The sequence below is a fragment of the Streptomyces sp. NPDC087420 genome, assembly GCF_044744165.1.
Taxonomy (GTDB): domain Bacteria; phylum Actinomycetota; class Actinomycetes; order Streptomycetales; family Streptomycetaceae; genus Streptomyces.
On sequence record NZ_JBIUXU010000021.1, the window covers coordinates 12692 to 30222 of the forward strand.

Below are 17531 nucleotides of genomic sequence, written 5' to 3' on the forward strand. Positions count from 1 at the left end.
ATGCAGATATCGGCGAAGGCGGACTACGCGGTGCGGGCGCTCGTGGAGCTGGCCGCCGACAGCGGGCGGCCCCTCACTTGTGAGTCCATCGCGTCCTCCCAGGACATCCCGTTCCGCTTCCTCAAGTCCGTCTTCCGCGACCTGCGGCAGGCGGGTCTGGTGCGCAGCCAGCGGGGCTGCGAGGGCGGTTACTGGATCGGCAGGGACGCGGCCGAGATCAGCGTGGCCGAGGTGATGACGGCGGTCGACGGGGAGTTCCTCACCGTACGTGGCGAGCGCCCCGGCGACCTCGGGTACCCGGGCGCCGCCGGGACGCTGCCGGACGTGTGGCGCGCGGTCGAGGCCGCCGCGCGGGCGGTGCTGGGCGGTACGAGCATCGCCCGGCTCGCGGCCGGGGCGGCGCGCGACGTGGCATCGGCCCGGCTCGCGCCTGAGGATGTACGTGACATGCCGTCGTCCCGGTCCGACGCCGAGGACGTACGCGACGTGGCGTCGGACCGACCCGCGGCGGTTCGGCCCGCGGCCGTTCCCGCATGACCCCGGCCGAGCCCGGGGGCGCGTACCGGCCGGCCCTGGACATCACCGAGTTCACCGATCCGGTCTGCCCCTGGGCCTGGGGCTCCGAGCCCGTCTTCCGCCTGCTCAGGCTGCGCCTCGGGCACCAGCTGGGCGACGGCGTGCGGTGGCGCCGGGTCTTCGGCATCCTCTTCGACGACGATGACGACCCCGCGCCCGATCCGGACGCCGAGGCGCGGTGGTACGAACGGTTCACCCACGAGGTCGGCGCCCACACCGGGGCGCCGTACGCGCCACGGCTGCGCCGGGTGGCCCGCAGCAGCTGGCCGGCGTCGCTCGCCGCCAAGGCGGCGCAGGCGCAGGGGTCCGAGGTGGCCGAACGGGTCCTGCGGCGGCTGCGCGAGACCATGTTCGTCCTCGGCGCCCCCGCCGACACGCCGGACGGCGTCCTCGCCGCCGTGCAGGGCGTTCCCGGACTCGACGCGGACCGGCTGCGGGACGACGCGGCCGCCCCGGGGACCCGGGACGCGGTCCGCGCCGACTGGGCGGAGACCCGGCGTCCGCTGCCCGAGGTGGTGGATCTGGACGCGCCGGGCCCGCACCCCGGCCGGGCCAAGGAGGTGGGGGACCACCGCCGTTACGCCCTGCCGACGCTGGTCTTCGACGGCCCCGGGGGCCGGGTGTGCGTCCCGGGATGGCGTCCGGTGGAGACCTATCTGGAAGCGGCCCGCACCGCCGCGGGCACGGCTGCGCCGGCCCCTCCCGTACAACTCCCCGCCCGGGAGGCACTGGAGCGGTGGCGCACCCTGACCGGCCCCGAACTCGCCCTGCTCACCCGCGAGTCGGAGCCTCCGGAGGACGCCGTACGCACCGACACGGGCAACGGTCCGCTGTGGCTGCACCCTACGGAAATGCACCCTCATGGCTGACGAAACCGCAGGTCGTCAAGGTCTCGTCCAATGAGACACCTAGAGGTGTCCATTGACAGTCGGGCGCCGGGCCGTGAGGATACGGGCATGCATTCGATGCACCCCGGTGTGGTCTGCCGCTACGTGGATTACCGGCGCACTTCCAGCGCCCTCTGTCGCTGACCCGACCGCCGAACCGGCCCGCTGATTGAGGCCTTCGGCACTCCGGCCCTGTCCCGGGCCCTTCCGGCGGACCAGCCGTGAGCTGATCCGCGGGGGATCGGCCGGACTGGCCGTGGCTCGTTCCCCGCACCGCGACGGCGGTGCCCCCGGGGCGTACCCGGCCGGGGGCGATCTCTTCCCACGCGCTGCGTCCCCGCGACCGGAGTTCCCGGCGCCGCCCCGTCCCAGTGCCGCGGCGGCCGGCGCCGTACACCCGCGAACCCTCCCGCGCCCAGGGCCGGGCCGCCCCGCTCCCGATTCCGGCGTCCGCGCCGACACCTCACGCCAACGCCCCGCGCCCACACCGTTGTTGACGCGTGTCTCCGGCAGGCCCCGGCCTCCTCGCCGCTTGCTCCCGACTTCTTCGTTCTGCGTTCTTTTGTGTCCTTGTCCCGTTCTGTCCGGGCCGCCCGACCGGGCGTCCAGGCCCGCCCGCGTACCCGAACGCTCCGGTACGGCCGAGAAAGGTGGCGCTCCCATGCCGATCCTCCGCCCCTCCACCAGCAGCCCCGCCCCTTCGCTGCCCGGAACTCCGTCCCGCCCCGGTCCCGGGCGGCGGTCCTTCCTCGGGCTCTCGCTCGGCGCCGGCGCGGCGCTGGCCCTCACCGCCTGCGGCGGAGGGTCCGCCTCGACCGCGGGCGGCCGGACCGCCACCCTCAAGTGGGGCTGGTCACTGCCCACTTCGTGGGACCCGGTCACCTCGTCCGCCGGCTGGGACGTGCACTCCCTCTCCCTCGTCTACGCGGGCCTGACCAAGCTCGACCTCACGGGCAAGGCCGTCCCGGCGCTCGCCACCTCCTGGAAGTACAACGCGGAGGGCACGGTCGTCACCTTCACCCTGCGCGAGGGCCAGAAGTTCAGCGACGGGACCCCCGTCGACGCCACCGCCGTGAAGAAGAGCATCGAACGCGGCCGTGACTACGCGAAGTCGCTGATCGCCTCCCAGCTCATCGGCGTCAAGGACGTCACCGCCGTCGACCCCGGCACCGTACGGCTGACCCTCGCCGCACCGGACTTCCAGATACCGGCCCTCCTCGCCGGCAAGACCGGCATGATCGTCAACCCCAAGGTCTTCGAGAGCGACGCCGCCGGGATCGCCACCAAGCCCGCGGGCTCCGGTCCTTACACCCTGGTCTCTTACGTCCAGAACGCCAAGGCCGTGCTGCGGCGCAACCCGGCCTACTGGGACGCGGGCCGGATCAAGGTCGAGAACTTCGAGATCTATCCGCTTCCCGAGGCGTCCACGGTCGTCGCCGCGCTCACCTCCGGGCAGTACAACGTCGCCCAGATTCCCGGCAGTCAGGTCGAGGCCGCCAAGGCCGCGGGCCTGGAGGTCCAGGTCATCCCCTCCATGGTGGTCGCCGTCCTCGACCTCAACCTCGGCAAGGCGCCCTTCAACGACGACCCCGACGTCGCGCTGGCCATCAAATACGCCATCGACCGGCAGGAGTTGCTCAAGACCGCGGCCTTCGGGCACGGCGAGGTCACCGTCCAGCCCTTCCCCCAGGGGTACGCGGGTCACGACGACGCGCTCGACAAGCTCTTCCCGTACGACCCCGAGAAGGCCAAGCGGCTGCTGGCGAAGGCCGGTCACGCCGACGGGCTCGACCTGACCCTCTCCACTTCCATCCCCGAGGGGGTGCCGGAACTGATCCAGGCGCAGCTCAAGAAGGTCGGCATCAACGTCACGATCGACACCGTCCCCCAGACCCAGGCGACCCAACTCGTCTACATCCAGCGGAGCAAGGCGCTCTTCGTCGACCAGTTCGCGGGGCGGGACTCCGCGACCCAGGCCTTCCAGGTGCTCTTCGGCAAGGAGGGCCTGATGAACCCGGGGCGTACCGTCTCGCCCGAGCTGGAGAAGGCCCTCGACGTGGTGCGCCGCACGCCGCTCGACGCCGCCGAGTACCCGGCCGTGCTCCAGAAGGCCACCGGTATCGCGGTACGGACCATGCCGAACGTCTTCCTCTACACCGTGCCGCGGATCCTCGCCCGCAACACCAAGGTGTCGGAGATCCCCGCGTACACCGTCGTCCAGCGGTTCGAGGGGGTGACCGTCGCGTGACCGCCCCCGTACTGACCGGGGCGGCCAGGCCGTCACCGCCCGAGGGGGCCCGGCCCTCCTGGCTCCCGCCGCTGCGGCGCCGGCTGTCCGGAGCGCCGCGCTCGCTGGGCCGGGTGCTCGCCGTCACCGCCACCGTGTTCGTCCTGGCGTCGCTCCTGACCTTCGCGCTCGGCGCCCTGTCGGACGCGAACCCGGCGGCCGCCGTGCTCGGGGACCAGGCCACCCCGGCCGACATCGCCCGGATGCAGGCGGAGTTCGGCCTCGACCGGCCGCTGTACGCGCAGTACCTGAGCTGGCTCGGGCACGCGCTCACCGGAGACCTCGGGGTGTCCTGGTTCACCAGCGCGCCGGTGGCCGACAGCATCTCCCAGGCGCTGCCGGTGGACCTGTCCATCGCCGGTCTCGCGCTCCTGCTGGCCGTCCTGCTCGGCGGCGGGGCCGGGATCGGGGCCGCGCTGGACAACGGCGGGCGGTTCGACCGGGCGGTCACGCTCGTCTGCTCGGTGCTGGCCACACTGCCGCCGTTCCTCATCGGCATCGTGCTGATCGTCGTCTTCGCGGTGCAGCTCGGGGCGCTGCCGACGGGAGGGTACGTACCGCTGGGCGAGAGCCCGGGGGAGTGGCTGCGGTACGCGATCCTGCCCGCGTTCGCGCTCAGCCTGGACGCCGCGGCCTCCCTCGCACGGCAGTTGCGGACGTCGCTGGTCGGCGCGTTGCGCGAGAACTATGTGACGGGGGCGGAGATGCGGGGGTTCTCGTCGCGGCGGGTGCTGTTCGGGCATGTCCTGCGCAACGCGGCGGGGCCTGCGCTGAGTGTCCTCGGGCTGAGCGTGCCGGTGATCCTGGGCGGCGCGGTGGTCACCGAGAAGATCTTCAATCTGCCGGGCATCGCGCAGCTGTCCCTCCAGTCGGCCGAGCAGCACGACATCCCGGTCATCCAGGGGACGCTGCTGGTCACGGTGGTGGTGGTGCTGATCGCCAACATCGCGGTCAACGCGGCGCTCGCGGCGCTGAATCCGGCGGCGCGCAGAGGCGCGGCGGCCGGGCGGCGGGCCGCCGCGGACGGGGGCGCGTCATGAGGACCCTTCGCCGTACGTGGCGGCTGCGGTCCGCGCGGATCGCCCTGGCCGTGCTGGCCGTCGTGGCCCTGCTGGCGATCGCCGGGGGAGCCGTGGCCCCGCACGATCCGCTGGCGCAGAGCCCCGCGGACATGCTCCACGGTCCGAGCGCCGGGCATCTGCTCGGTACGGACTACCTGGGACGCGACGTCCTCAGCCGGGTCCTGGCCGGTACCGGGCGGTCGGTGGTGGGCGCGCTGGAGGCCGTCGGGGCCGCGATGCTGCTCGGCATCGTGCCCGGCATCGCCTCGGTGTGGCTCGGCCGTACCGTCGAATGGACGGCGCAGCGGGCCGCCGACACTTTGATGATCATGCCCTTCACGGTCTTCGCGATCGCGGTGGTCGGCGCGCTGGGCAACGGCATGCACCAGGCCATGCTCGCGCTGGGCGTGCTCTTCGCACCGTTGTACTTCCGGGTGACGCGGGCCGCCGCGCTGGGCCTCAAGCAGGCGCAGTACGTCGAGGCCGCCGAGCTGATGGGCGCGTCGCGGTGGTGGATCCTGCGGGTCCACGTCTGGGGCAAGATCCTGCCGACGGTCGCGGTGACGACGGCCCAGGCGGTGGGCCAGGCGCTCCTGGTGGTCGCGTCCCTGACCTTCCTGGGCCTCGGCGTCCAGCCGCCGGCCCCGACGTGGGGCGGCATGCTCGCCTCGGACCTGGGCTACCTGTCCCAGCAGCCCTGGGCCCCTCTGATCCCGGGCGCGGCCATCATGCTCACGGTCGGCGCCCTGAACATCCTGGCGGACGCGGTACGCGACAGCGGCGGTGCGGCTGCCGCCGTCCGCGCGAAGAGTCCGAGGCGTTTGCGGGCGCCGCGCGTGCCTCGCGGGGCGAGGCCCGGTGCGGCGGGACGGCCTCCGGCCGGGGACCGGGCGGAGCGGACGGCGTTGCCTCCGGCTCCGGCCTCGGCCTTCCACCAGGCCACTGCCAAGGCCCAGGCCTCCATCCCGGTCCAGGTCCAGGCCCAGGCCCAGGCCTCCGCCCCGGCCCGGGAAGGTGCTTCAACCCCTGACGGGTTCCGGGCAGCGGCGTCGGAACCGGCATCGACATGGGTGCGGGCGCGTGGTTCGGTTCTGAAGGAGGCTCAGGTCCCGGACGGGACCCAGGCCCAGGCCTCGGCTCTGGAGCGGGCCCAGGACTCGGACCGGCCTGCTGCATCGGCCCCGGCGCAGGCCCTGGCCTTGACGTTGGCTCCGGTTCGGAACGTGGCCCCAGAGGGTGACTCGGCCCCGGTGCCGGCGTCCGTACCCGCGTCGGCGCAGGCACCGGCTCGGACCTCGGGCCCGGAGCGGGCCCAGGCCCAGGCACCGGGCCAGGCCTCGGGCCAGGCCTCGGTTCAGGAGCGGGCCCAGGCCCCGGACCGGGCTGAGGTCCAGGTGCGGCCCGCGGCCGTATCTCAGGCCCGGGTTCCGGCCGAGGAGCTGGTCCCCGAGCGGGCCGAGGCCCAGGTGCGCCCTCCGGCCGCAGACCGAGCCCGGGCCGTCGCCCGGGGGCGGGTTCAGGCCGAGGACCAAGTCCCGGGCCGAGTCCCGGAGCTGGGCGAGGGCCGGGTTCTCGATCCGTCGGCGTCCTCGGTCGACGGGGCCGCGCCCGCCGTGGCCGTGGCTGATGGAGGCGGAGCCGCCGCTCAAGACCGGGCCGGAGAGTCGTACGACGAGTCCCGTGCCGTCACGTCCGGCGGCGAACAGCGTGAGGAGGTGGAGCGTCATGTCAGCACCGGCTGAGACCCTGGGGCGGCCGGCCGTCGCCGGCCCCGTCCTGACCGTCGACGGGCTCGACGTCACCGTGTCGGGCGGCGCGCGCGCCGTGCAGGGCGTGTCGTTCACGCTCGGCCGCGGCGAGGCCGTCGGCCTGGTCGGGGAGTCCGGCAGCGGCAAGAGCCTGACCTGCCGCTCCGCGCTCGGCGTCCTGCCCGCCGGCTGCGAGGTCACCGGCGGCCGTATCACCCTGGGCGCCACCGGCTCCGGCGCGCCCACCGAGCTGAGCGCGCTCACCCGCAAGCAGTGGAACGCCGTCCGGGGCAGCCGCGTCGGCGCCGTGTTCCAGGACCCCGCCTCGTACCTCAACCCCTCCCTGACCGTCGGCCGCCAGCTCGCGGAACAGCTCCGCGTCGGACGCGGACTGCCCAGGGCCGCCGCCCACATCCGCGCCGTCGAGCTGTTCGGCGCCGTCGGACTGCACCGGCCCGACGAGGTCTTCCACCAGTTCCCGCACGAACTGTCCGGCGGCATGCTCCAGCGGGTCCTCATCGCGATCGCCGTCTCCTGCGAGCCCGAACTGCTCATCGCCGACGAGGCCACCACCGCCCTCGACGTCGTCATCCAGGCCGAGATCCTCGAACTGCTCGCCCGGCTCAGGGCGGAGCGGGGACTCGCGCTGCTCCTCGTCACCCACGACCTCGCCGTCGTCGCCGAGAGCTGCGACCGCATCCTCGTCATGTACGCCGGCGAGATCGTCGAGGACGGCCCCACCGCCGAGGTGCTCGCCGCGCCCTCCCACCCCTACACCGAAGCGCTGCTGCGCGTCGCGTCCATCGGGGTGTGGGGCCGCCGCGAACTCGACATCATCCCCGGCCGGCCGCCCGAGGCCGGCGCCGACCTGCCCGGCTGCCGCTTCGCCGACCGCTGCGCCCACACCACCGCGCAGTGCACGGCCGGACCCGTCGCCCTGTACGAGCTGGGTGACGGGCGCCGCGCCCGCTGCCTGCGTCCCGCCGCCTCCGGAGCCGCCCTATGAACGCCGTCCTCACCCAGGAGAGTCCCGCCCCGCTCCTGGAGATCAGCGGACTGACCGTCTCGTACGGCCGCCGCGCCACCGCCCTGCGCCGGGCGGGCAGCACCCGGGTGCTCTCGGGCGTCGACCTCACGGTACGGGCGGGGGAGATCCTCGGGATCATCGGCGAGACCGGCTCGGGCAAGACGACCCTGGCCCGCGCCACCGTCGGCCTGGTGCGCCCCGACGCGGGCGAGATCGGTTTTGAAGGCCGCGACGTCACCCGGCTGAACCGCCGGGACCTCCGGGACTTCCGCCGCACCGGCCGCGTCCAGTACATGTTCCAGGACCCGCTCCGCTCCCAGGACCCGGAGTTGACGGTACGTCAGGTCGTCGCGGAGCCGCTCGCGTCGGTCGGCGCCGCCACCCGCCAGGAACGCGCGCGGCGGGCCGACGAGGCCCTGACCCTCGTCGGCCTCGACGCCGAGGCGCTCGGCCCGCGCACCCCGGCCCAGCTCTCCGGCGGCCAGCGCCAGCGCGTCTCGCTGGCCCGCGCCATCGTCACCCGCCCCCGGCTGTTGCTCAGCGACGAGCCGGTCAGCGCCCTGGACGCCTCCAACCGCAACCTCGTCCTGAGCCTGCTCGACCGGCTCCGCCGCGAACTGGGCCTCGCCGTCGTCGTCATCTCGCACGACCTCAGCTCGCTCGCGGGCATCGCCGACCGGGTCGCCGTCCTCTACCGCGGCCGGCTCGTGGAACAGGGCCCCATCGGCGAGGTCCTGGAACACCCCAGGCACCCGTACACCGCCCTGCTCACCGCCTCCGCGCCCAGCGTGCGCCGCGAACACCGTCTCCTGCCCGCGCAGTTGCGCCCGGACCCGGCCGGGGCCGCCGGCCGTGCGCCCTGGCCCGACGACGAGGGCTGTGTCTTCGCGCCCCGCTGCCGCTTCGCGGGTCCCGCGTGCCGGGAGGAGCCCGGCTCCGCCCCCGTGGCCGCCGGAGCCCAGGACACCCGTACCGCCCAAGCCGCCGGAGACGCACGGGAATCCGCCCCGCACTCCGCCCCGCAAGCTGCCGCGGAAACCGCCCTCAAAACCGCCGCTCAAGCCACCGCTCGACCCACCACGACACAACTACCTTCCCCCGCAGGGGAATCCGACCCGTCCAGGCCGTCCCACACCGTCGCCTGCCACCACGCCGCCACCTGGCGCGGCGGTATCGGCTGAACAGGAGAACCCACCGCCATGGCCATCGAATTCATCGGCATCGCCGCCACCCAGGAGACCAGCGAGAGCGGCTCCCGCACCCCCGTCACCGGCCGCGACGGCGTCTCCACCCAGACGGAGACCGAACAGGCCGCGGGGCCGGTCGTCCAGCCCGGCTACCTCCGGGAACTGGCCCGCGCCCACGAGGAGTCGGGCTTCGACCGGGTCCTGGTCGCCCACTCCTCCGCGAGCCCCGACGGCTTCACCGTCGCCGACCAGATCCTCACCCACACCGAACGGCTCGGCGTCCTGCTCGCCCACCGCCCCGGCTTCGTCTCGCCGACCCTCGCCGCCCGCAAGTACGCCACCCTCGACGCCTTCCACCCCGGCCGGATCGCCCTGCACGTCATCACCGGCGGCGACGACGCCGACCAGGCGCGCGACGGCGACTTCAGCGACAAGCCCACCCGCTACCGACGCACCGACGACTTCCTCGACGTCGTCCGCAAGGAGTGGGACTCCGCCGAACCCTTCGACCACGAGGGGGAGTTCTACCGCGTGAAGGGCGGCTTCTCCGCCGTACGCCCCGCCGCCCCGATCCCCGTCTACTTCGGCGGCGCCTCCGGGGACGCCGTCCGCGTCGGCGGCAAGCACGCCGACGTCTACGCCTTCTGGGGCGAACCGCTGGCCGGGATCGCCGAGCGGATCCGCGAGGTACGGGCCGCCGCCGCGCCGTACGGCCGTGAACCGCGCTTCAGCGTGAGCCTGCGCCCCATCCCCGCCGCCACCGAGGAGCAGGCCTGGGAGCGGGCCAGGGAGATCCTGCGGCTCACCGAGGAACGGGTCGGCGAGACGGCCAGGGCCTTCAACCTCGACCACTCCGCGCAGCGCGGCTCCCAACGACTGCTGAAGTACGCCGCCCAGGGCGACGTCCACGACAAGCGGCTGTGGACCGCCATCGCGAGGACCACCGGAGCCGCGGGCAACTCCACCGCCCTGGTGGGCAGTTACGAGCAGGTCGCCGAATCCCTCCTCGACTACGTCTCCCTCGGGGTGTCCACCCTTCTCATCCGGGGCTTCTCCCCCCTCGCGGACGCCCGCGACTACGGCACACTCATCGACCTCGTCCGCGCGGGCGCCGAGCGCACCGGAGCGGGCCGGGTCAAGGTCCCCGCATGACCTCCCCTCCCGCGCCGGGTCCCGCCGCGCCGCCGGCCGGTTCCCTCCCGACGACCTCGCACTGGGGCGCGTACAGCGTGCGCCCCGGCACGGGCGCCGGGGGCGGCCCCGGCGGCACGCCCCACGGTGACCTCGGCATCCGGCCGCACCCGGCCGACCCCTCGCCGTCCCCGCTGCTGGGCAACATCGACGGGGCGCTGCGCCACCCCACCCGGGTGCGCCGCCCCGCCGTGCGCCGCGGCTGGCTCGAACACGGGCCGGGACCCACCGACCGGCGGGGCCAGGAGCCCTTCGTCGAGATCGGCTGGGACGAGGCGCTGGACCTGACGGCCGCCGAACTCGCCCGGGTCAGGGACGAGCACGGCCCGGCGGCCGTCTTCGGCGGCTCGTACGGCTGGGCCTCGGCCGGGAGGTTCCACCACGCCCAGAGCCAACTCCACCGCTTCCTGGCCCAGTTCGGCGGCTACACCGCGTCCCGCAACTCCTACAGCCTCGGCGCCTCGCTCGTCCTGCTGCCCCACCTCGTCGGCGCGGCCGGGGCACAGGCCGTGCTGCGCGCCGCGTCCAGCTGGCCCACCCTGATCGCGCACACCGAGCTGATCGTCGCGTTCGGCGGCATCCCCGCCAAGAACGTCCACGTCACCCCGGGCGGTGTCACCCGCCACCGCACCCCCGGCCACCTCGACGCACTCGCCGCGGCCGGCACCAGGGTCGCGCTGATCAGCCCGCTCCGCGCCGACCTGCCCGAAGGACTCGACACCGACTGGCACGCCATCGTGCCCGCCACCGACACGGCCCTGATGCTCGGCCTCGCCCACACGCTCCTCACCGAGGGCCTGCACGACCGCGCCTTCCTCGACCGCTGCACCACCGGCTTCGACACCTTCGCCCGTTACCTCGACGGACGCGCCGACGGCACCGCCAGGAGCGCCGACTGGGCCGCCGCGATCTGCGGCCTCGACGCCTCCCGTATCCGCGCGCTCGCCCGCCGCATGGCCGCCTCCCGCACCCTGGTCACCGTCACCTGGTCCCTCCAGCGGATCCAGCACGGCGAACAACCCGTCTGGGCGGCCCTGGCGCTCGCCGCGATGCTCGGCCAGATCGGCCTGCCCGGCGGCGGGTTCGGGCACGGCTACGGCTCGATGGGTGACGTCGGTGACCACGGACCCCCGCTGCGGCTCCCCCATCTTCCCCAAGGCCCCAACCCGGTCGGGGAGTTCATCCCCTGCGCCAGGATCGCCGACCTGCTGCTCCGCCCCGGTGACACCTACGACTACGACGGCGAGACCCGTACGTACCCCGACATCAGGCTCGTCCACTGGGCCGGCGGCAACCCGTTCCACCACCACCAGGACCTGGGACGGCTCCGCCGCGCCTTCGGCCGGCCCGACACCGTGATCGTCCACGAACCGCACTGGACCGCCACCGCCCGGCACGCCGACATCGTCCTCCCGACCACCACCACGCTGGAGCGCGAAGACCTCGGCGGCGGACGGCGCGACACCCATCTCATCGCTATGCACCGCGCCGTCGACCCGGTCGGCGAGGCCAGGGACGACCACGCCATCCTCGCCGGACTCGCCGGCCGGCTCGGCTTCGGCGAGCGCTTCACCGAGGGCCGGACCCCGCGCGCGTGGCTGGAGCACCTGTACGGCTCCTGGCGCGAGGAACTGCGCGCCACCGGCACCGACGTACCGGAGTTCAAGGAGTTCTGGACGGCGGGGGACTACGAACTACCCACTGGGACGGCTGAGTTCACGCTCTTCGAGGACTTCAGGCGCGACCCCGTGCGCCACCCTCTGGACACCCCGAGCGGACGCATCGAGATCACGTCCGAGGCCGTCGCCGCCCTGGGCCTGGCCGACTGCCCCGGCCACCCCGTGTGGCTCGAACCGGACGAGTGGACCGGCGGCCCCGCGGCCGGCCGCCACCCTCTCCTGCTGATCGCCAACCAGCCCGCCACCCGGCTGCACAGCCAGTTCGACGTCGGCGCGCTGAGCCTGGGCGCCAAGGTCAGCGGACGCGAGGCCGTCCAGCTGCACCCCGCCGACGCGGCGGCCCGCGCGATCCGGGACGGCGACGTCGTACGGATCTTCAACGACCGCGGGGCCGTACTCGCCGGGGCCGTCCTCACCGACGGCGTACGGCCCGGGGTGCTGCGCCTGCCGACGGGCGCGTGGTTCGACCCCGTACCGCAACAGGACCCGCATCAGCCGCCGTTGTGCGCGCACGGCAACCCCAACACCCTGACGGCCGACGTGCCCACCTCCCGCCTCACCCAGGGCTGCACCGGCCAGCACGCGCTGGTCGAGGCGGAGAAGTACACCGGCGACCCCCCGCCGGTGACGGTCCGGCGCCCGCCGCCCCTGCTCGACGGCGGAGCCGTACCCCGCCACCGGCGCGCCGCGCGCCGCCCCACCGCCCACCCGCACCCCGACCAGCCGGAGACCCCGTGACCCGCGACCCCGTGACCCGTACGAACAGGACCCCGGACCAGGGCCGCGCCCCCGCGCTGCCAGCGCTGCGCCTCGACCTGCTGCCCGCCGTCACCGAGAGCCTCGCCGCCCGCGCGGCCGAGCACGACCGCGACGCGTCCTTCCCCGCCGAGGCCTTCCCCCTCCTGCACGGGGCCGGCCTGCTCACCGCCACCGTCGCCGCCCGGCACGGCGGCCCCGGCGCGGGGCTCGCCGACACCGCCCGCATCCTGCGCGCGCTGGGCGCGGGCGACCCGGCCGTCGCGCTGGTCACGGCGATGACGCTGTTCACCCACGCGGCCGAGGCCCGTACGCCCGGTGGCTGGCCGCCCGCCCTGTACGCGGCCCTCCTCGGCGAGTCGGCCGAGGGCCCCGCCCTCGTCAACTCTCTGCGCGTGGAGCCCGAGTTGGGCAGTCCGGTTCGGGGCGGCCTGCCCGCCACCACCGCGCGCCGCGACGGCGACCGGTGGCTGCTGACCGGACGGAAGATCTACTCCACCGGAGCCGTCGGCCTCAGCCGGCTGCTCGTCTTCGCACGGACCGACGAAAGCCCCGTGCGCGTCGGCTCGTTCGTCGTGCGCGCGGGCAGCCCGGGACTGGAGATCGAGCCGACCTGGGACCATGTCGGCCTGCGCGCGAGCCGCAGCGACGACGTGGTCCTCGACTCCGTGTCCGTACCGCTCGGCGACGTCCTCGGCCTCGCCGAGGCGGGCGAGACGCCGGGCGCCCGTCCCGATCCCGAGACGGGTGCGTGGAACGCGCTCGGGCTGAGCGCGCTGTACCTCGGCGTGGCGGGAGCGGCCCGCGACTGGCTCACCCGCTTCCTCCACGAACGTGTCCCGACGTCCCTCGGGGCGCCGCTGGCCACCCTGCCCCGCTTCCAGAGCGCCGTGGGCGAGATCGAGACCGCGCTGTTCGGGGCGGACACCCTGGTCGACACGCTCGCCGCCCGGGTCGACAACGGCGACCGTACGGCGGCCGGACAGGCGGGCGTCGTCAAGGTCCTCGCCACCCGGGCCGCCATCACCGCCGTCGAACAGGCCGTCGCCCTGACCGGCAACCACGGGCTGACCCGGGCCAATCCGCTCCAGCGGCACTACCGGGACGTCCTGTGCAGCCGGGTCCACACCCCGCAGGACGACTCCGTACTCCTCACCACGGGCCGTGAGGCACTCGCCCGTGTCCACGTTCCCGGCCCGTCCGACCAGCGGTCGCACGACCGCCGGTCCGCACCGAAAGGCAACTGATCCATGACCGACCAGAGCTCCTCCGTCCCGGCCCCCGCCCCCGTCGCCCGCGCCCCGCACTCCGTCGAGTTCATCGGCATGATCGGTACGCAGGACGCCTCGGAGACGAGGCCGCCCAGCGGCCCCCAGATCGACCGGGCGTACACCGCCCGCTTCGCCCGCGCCCACGAGGACGCCGGATTCGACCGGATCCTCATCGGCTACAGCTCGGGCAGGCCCGACGGCGCCCAGGTCGCCGCGTACGTCGCCGCGCACACGGAACGGCTCGGCCTGCTGGTCGCCCACCGCCCCGGCTTCATCGCGCCGACGCTCGCCGCCCGCAGCTTCGCCACCCTCGACCAGTTCACCGGCGGGCGGGTCGCCGTGCACACCATCACCGGCGGCAACGACGTCGAGCAGCGCAGGGACGGCGACTACCTGGACAAGGAGGAGCGGTACGACCGCACCGACGAGTACCTTTCCGTCCTGCGCCGGGCCTGGTCCTCCGGCGAGCCCTTCAGCCACGAGGGCCACCACTACCGTTTCGAGGACTACGGCTCCGAGGTCCTGCCCGTCCACGCGTCCGGCATTCCCCTTTACTTCGGCGGTTCCTCCGAGGCCGCGTACCGCGTGGGCGGCAAGCACGCCGACACCTTCGCGCTGTGGGGCGAGCCGCTCGCGGAGACGGCCGAGCAGATCGCGTCCGTCCGCGCGGCGGCCGTCGCGGCGGGCCGTACCGAACTCCCGGGCATCAGCGTCTCGTTCCGCCCGATCCTCGCGCCCACCGAGGAACTCGCCTGGGAACGCGCCCATCACATCCTGGACACCATCAAGTCCGGTGCGGGCAAACCCTTCTTCGCCCAGGCGCGCCGCCACCAGGGCCCCGACGGCCCGCAGAACACCGGCTCGCGGCGGCTCCTCGCCGCCGCCGCGAAGGGTGATCTGCACGACCGCGCGCTGTGGACGCCGACGGCCTCCGCGACCGGCGCGGGAGGCAACACCACGGCGCTGGTGGGCACTCCGGAGACCGTCGCCCAAGCCCTGCTCGACTATGTGGACATCGGGGTGACGACCCTGCTCATCCGGGGGTACGACCCGTTGGACGACGCCGTCGACTACGGCCGCCACCTGCTCCCGCTCGTCCGCCAGGAACTCGCCCACCGCAAGGCGGCCGCAGCCGCCGCCGCGTCGGCCGAGCCCGCTCTCGCCCCCGCCGGAAGCGCCCGATGACCGACCTGTTCAGCGCCCCGGCTCTCAGCACCCCCGTCACGGCGCGCAGTTGGCACCAGCCCGAAGGGATCGCCCCGCGCGGCACGCTGCTCGTGCTGCCGGGCCGGGGCGAACACCCCCTGGTGTACGAGCGGTTCGGGCGCCGGCTCGCCGCCGACGGCTACCGGGTCCACGCGCTCCCCACCGCACCCGGCGACCGGGCCGAGGACGTCCTGGCACGGGCGGCGGAGGCCGCGGGGCCCGATCCCGTCGCCCCGGTGATCCTTGTCGGCAGTGACACGGGCGCCCTCCAGGCGCTTCACACGGCGGCCGACGCCGACCCCCGGCTGCCGGTGGCGGGCATCGTTGTCGCCGGGGCCGCACCGACCGTGCCCGTTCCGGCGGCCGGCGTGGCGCGGGACGCGGCGGGCCCCTGGGAGACCGAGCTGGCGGCCCGTACCGCCTGCCCCGCGCACCGCAAACGGCTCACCGACGACGAGGAGTTCGTACGGGGACGCCTCGACGCTCCCGTACCGGACCGGCTGCGTTCCGAGGCGCGGCCCGCCGTCCCCGCCCTCGTCCTGCACGGCGGGGCCGACCCGATCACGCCCCTGGGCCAGGCGCGGGAGCTGGCGGCCCGGCTGCCGCGCGCCACGCTCGGGGTGGTGCACGACGGGCTGCACGACGTGCTCAACGACGCCTCGCACCGGACCACGGCGGCGGTTGTTGTCCTGTGGCTGGAGCGGCTGCGGGCGGATCCCACCGGGCGCCCGATCCTCACGGTCGAAGAGGCGGAAGACGCGGCGGACGCAGCAGACGCGGCAGAAGCAGCAGAAGCAGAAGAGGCAGCAGACGCAGAAGAGGCAGAAGCAGCAGAAGCAGAAGAGGCAGAAGCGGGCAACGAAGCCGCGGCAGCCGAACAGGGCGAAGAAGGCGCGGAAGGCGCGCGTTCGTGAGCCACCACCTCGTAGGAAGGGAAGCGGCATGACCGTGTCCATCGAACGCCCTGCCGGAGTCGCCCAGGGGCCGGTGCCCGCCACCGGCGACGAGATACTCCGGCGCACCCTGCGGCGGCACGCGGCCGGGGTCACCGTGATCACGGTCCCGGGCCCGGCCGGTTTCACCGCGACCTCCTTCACCTCCGTCTCCCTGGAGCCCGCCCTCGTCTCCTTCTGCCTCGGTCTCACGGCGTCCACGTTCCCGGCCGTGCAGCGCGCCGACCGCTTCGCCGTCCACGTACTGGGCACCGAGAACACCACGCTGGCCCGGCAGTTCGCGCGCAGCGGCATCGACCGCTTCGACGGGATCCCCTGGACGGAGGAGGCCGACGGGCTGCCGCTGCTGGACGGCGTACCGGCCTGGCTCACCGCCCGGGTGACGCTGCGTCAGCGGGTGGGCGACCACATCCTGGTCGTCGGCGAGATCGACGCGGGCGGCGGGCACGGCGAGGGGGACGCCCTGGTCCATCACAACGGCGCGTTCGCCGTGCCCGTACGCCTGCCCTCGCAGACGGGGGAGTGACGCGACGACGACAGCGCCCGAGCCCGCCCCGCGACCGACGAAGCACGCCCCAGGGCGTGCTTCGTCCGGTTACTGACCGCGTTTAACGGAGGCACGAAAGGAGAGGGGCGCGCGCCAGGCGCATTGGGGCCCGCCGCGGACTCGCGAATGCGCGGGGTGGCCGAAATGACTGATTTACATTCGTTGATATTCAGTCAAAAGGTGCATCGATTGGCTGGAACCTGCCACCTGGTGCCGATTGGCATATGACCTCGGCTACCTCGTTTATTGCCCCCGGTCAAGTACTTGTCAGTAACGGCGCAAATGTTCGTCTTTGAGTGTCGCGATCCTCTAAGGTGACTGGCGTGAACGGGTGAAGGCGGGGTACTTGTACCCGGTCTACCGTGCATGCCGGTATTGGGGGTGTTATCGCCGCTCCGCGTGGCTGAGATCGTGCCGCGAGGGAGTCGAGTGCCGAACGGTGTCGCTGAGAAGTGGCGTCCGGAACGGCATACGGGGGACAAGGCTGATGAACACGCCGTGGAAAGACAGAGAACAGGTGGGGGGAAAGACCGTGACTAATCCTTTCGACGACGAATCCGAGCGGTTCGTGGCGTTGGTGAACAGCGAGGGACAGTATTCGCTGTGGCCCGCGCGTCTCGACATTCCGGGCGGCTGGCGCGCCGAGGGACCGGAAAGCTCGCGACAGGAATGCCTGGACGCGATCGAGGACGCCTGGAGCGACATGCGGCCCGTCAGTCTGGTGCGGGCGATGGAGGACAGCGCCGGGTAGGTCGGGCGGCCGGACGGCCGGACCGCCCAGGTGGCCGGACCGCCCAGGTGGTCGGGCCATCGAGGATGGCCGGCCGGCCCGGCCGGCGCGGCTCCGAAGCTCCGACTCCTTCGAGCTTGCTCTCGTCCGAGCAAAATCGATCAGGGATGGTCGGAGATCGGTCGTGTCCGATCCATAAGTCAGGTCCCCTTCATGCGCTGTCCATAAAACATCGGCGGCCCGCTCTGCCGCCGTCCGTAATGTGCTAAGGAAGCGCGGTCTCGCACCGGACGACGGCCCGAATGACCGTCGCTGGTTCGAGCCTGCCGCGGCGCCGGGCGCAAAGGCGCGGCGGCTTCCTTTCGGCTTTCACCGGTCCGTTCCCAAAAGCGGGCGCAACGGCGAGGGTGGTTTCGCCATGCCTT

14 protein-coding genes are annotated in these 17531 nt (G+C 73.7%); all 14 read left to right on the plus strand.

Features of this window, described 5'->3' with window-relative positions:
* A complete protein-coding gene (locus ACIO1C_RS33600; RefSeq protein ID WP_401871082.1) occupies positions 1-537 on the plus strand; it encodes an RrF2 family transcriptional regulator in 537 nt (178 codons plus the stop codon).
* Entirely contained in the window at positions 534-1445 is a 912-nt protein-coding gene (locus ACIO1C_RS33605) for a DsbA family protein (protein ID WP_401870988.1), read from the plus strand. The genes ACIO1C_RS33600 and ACIO1C_RS33605 overlap by 4 nt, the downstream gene beginning before the upstream one ends.
* A gap of 679 nt (positions 1446-2124) precedes the next feature.
* Positions 2125-3711 (plus strand): ABC transporter substrate-binding protein, encoded by a 1587-nt coding sequence (locus ACIO1C_RS33610; RefSeq protein ID WP_401870991.1) that lies wholly within the window; start codon positions 2125-2127, stop codon positions 3709-3711.
* Entirely contained in the window at positions 3708-4790 is a 1083-nt protein-coding gene (locus tag ACIO1C_RS33615; protein WP_401870993.1) for an ABC transporter permease, read from the plus strand. Before ACIO1C_RS33610 ends, ACIO1C_RS33615 begins: the two co-directional genes overlap by 4 nt.
* Positions 4787-6553, plus strand: coding sequence for an ABC transporter permease subunit (locus tag ACIO1C_RS33620; RefSeq protein WP_401870995.1), 1767 nt, complete (start codon positions 4787-4789; stop codon positions 6551-6553). The genes ACIO1C_RS33615 and ACIO1C_RS33620 overlap by 4 nt, the downstream gene beginning before the upstream one ends.
* Positions 6537-7565: an ABC transporter ATP-binding protein gene (locus tag ACIO1C_RS33625; protein WP_401870998.1), complete on the plus strand. Its 1029-nt coding sequence runs from the start codon at positions 6537-6539 to the stop codon at positions 7563-7565. Before ACIO1C_RS33620 ends, ACIO1C_RS33625 begins: the two co-directional genes overlap by 17 nt.
* Positions 7562-8767, plus strand: coding sequence for an ABC transporter ATP-binding protein (locus ACIO1C_RS33630; RefSeq protein ID WP_401871001.1), 1206 nt, complete (start codon positions 7562-7564; stop codon positions 8765-8767). The genes ACIO1C_RS33625 and ACIO1C_RS33630 overlap by 4 nt, the downstream gene beginning before the upstream one ends.
* Positions 8768-8785: 18 nt before the next feature.
* Positions 8786-9925: an LLM class flavin-dependent oxidoreductase gene (locus ACIO1C_RS33635; protein WP_401871003.1), complete on the plus strand. Its 1140-nt coding sequence runs from the start codon at positions 8786-8788 to the stop codon at positions 9923-9925.
* On the plus strand, positions 9922-12381 hold the full coding sequence (locus tag ACIO1C_RS33640) for a molybdopterin-dependent oxidoreductase (protein ID WP_401871006.1): 2460 nt from the start codon (positions 9922-9924) through the stop codon (positions 12379-12381). The genes ACIO1C_RS33635 and ACIO1C_RS33640 overlap by 4 nt, the downstream gene beginning before the upstream one ends.
* Positions 12378-13646: an acyl-CoA dehydrogenase family protein gene (locus tag ACIO1C_RS33645; protein ID WP_401871008.1), complete on the plus strand. Its 1269-nt coding sequence runs from the start codon at positions 12378-12380 to the stop codon at positions 13644-13646. Before ACIO1C_RS33640 ends, ACIO1C_RS33645 begins: the two co-directional genes overlap by 4 nt.
* A 3-nt stretch (positions 13647-13649) precedes the next feature.
* Entirely contained in the window at positions 13650-14855 is a 1206-nt protein-coding gene (locus tag ACIO1C_RS33650; protein ID WP_401871010.1) for an LLM class flavin-dependent oxidoreductase, read from the plus strand.
* Entirely contained in the window at positions 14852-15790 is a 939-nt protein-coding gene (locus ACIO1C_RS33655) for an alpha/beta hydrolase (protein WP_401871012.1), read from the plus strand. Before ACIO1C_RS33650 ends, ACIO1C_RS33655 begins: the two co-directional genes overlap by 4 nt.
* Before the next feature lie 28 nt (positions 15791-15818).
* Positions 15819-16355, plus strand: a complete 537-nt coding sequence (locus ACIO1C_RS33660) for a flavin reductase family protein (protein WP_401871013.1) — start codon at positions 15819-15821, stop codon at positions 16353-16355.
* Between the two features lie 553 nt (positions 16356-16908).
* A complete protein-coding gene (locus ACIO1C_RS33665) occupies positions 16909-17127 on the plus strand; it encodes an MbtH family protein (RefSeq protein WP_401871085.1) in 219 nt (72 codons plus the stop codon).
* The last annotated feature ends 404 nt before the right edge of the window (positions 17128-17531 follow it).

Coding starts and splice junctions, on each gene's coding strand:
- ACIO1C_RS33660 (WP_401871013.1), top strand. CDS start 15,819: ATGACCGTGTCCATCGAACGCCCTGCCGGAGTCGCCCAGGGGCCGGTG.
- ACIO1C_RS33650 (WP_401871010.1), top strand. CDS start 13,650: ATGACCGACCAGAGCTCCTCCGTCCCGGCCCCCGCCCCCGTCGCCCGC.
- ACIO1C_RS33640 (WP_401871006.1), top strand. CDS start 9,922: ATGACCTCCCCTCCCGCGCCGGGTCCCGCCGCGCCGCCGGCCGGTTCC.
- ACIO1C_RS33655 (WP_401871012.1), top strand. CDS start 14,852: ATGACCGACCTGTTCAGCGCCCCGGCTCTCAGCACCCCCGTCACGGCG.
- ACIO1C_RS33600 (WP_401871082.1), top strand. CDS start 1: ATGCAGATATCGGCGAAGGCGGACTACGCGGTGCGGGCGCTCGTGGAG.
- ACIO1C_RS33610 (WP_401870991.1), top strand. CDS start 2,125: ATGCCGATCCTCCGCCCCTCCACCAGCAGCCCCGCCCCTTCGCTGCCC.
- ACIO1C_RS33630 (WP_401871001.1), top strand. CDS start 7,562: ATGAACGCCGTCCTCACCCAGGAGAGTCCCGCCCCGCTCCTGGAGATC.
- ACIO1C_RS33620 (WP_401870995.1), top strand. CDS start 4,787: ATGAGGACCCTTCGCCGTACGTGGCGGCTGCGGTCCGCGCGGATCGCC.
- ACIO1C_RS33605 (WP_401870988.1), top strand. CDS start 534: ATGACCCCGGCCGAGCCCGGGGGCGCGTACCGGCCGGCCCTGGACATC.
- ACIO1C_RS33625 (WP_401870998.1), top strand. CDS start 6,537: ATGTCAGCACCGGCTGAGACCCTGGGGCGGCCGGCCGTCGCCGGCCCC.
- ACIO1C_RS33635 (WP_401871003.1), top strand. CDS start 8,786: ATGGCCATCGAATTCATCGGCATCGCCGCCACCCAGGAGACCAGCGAG.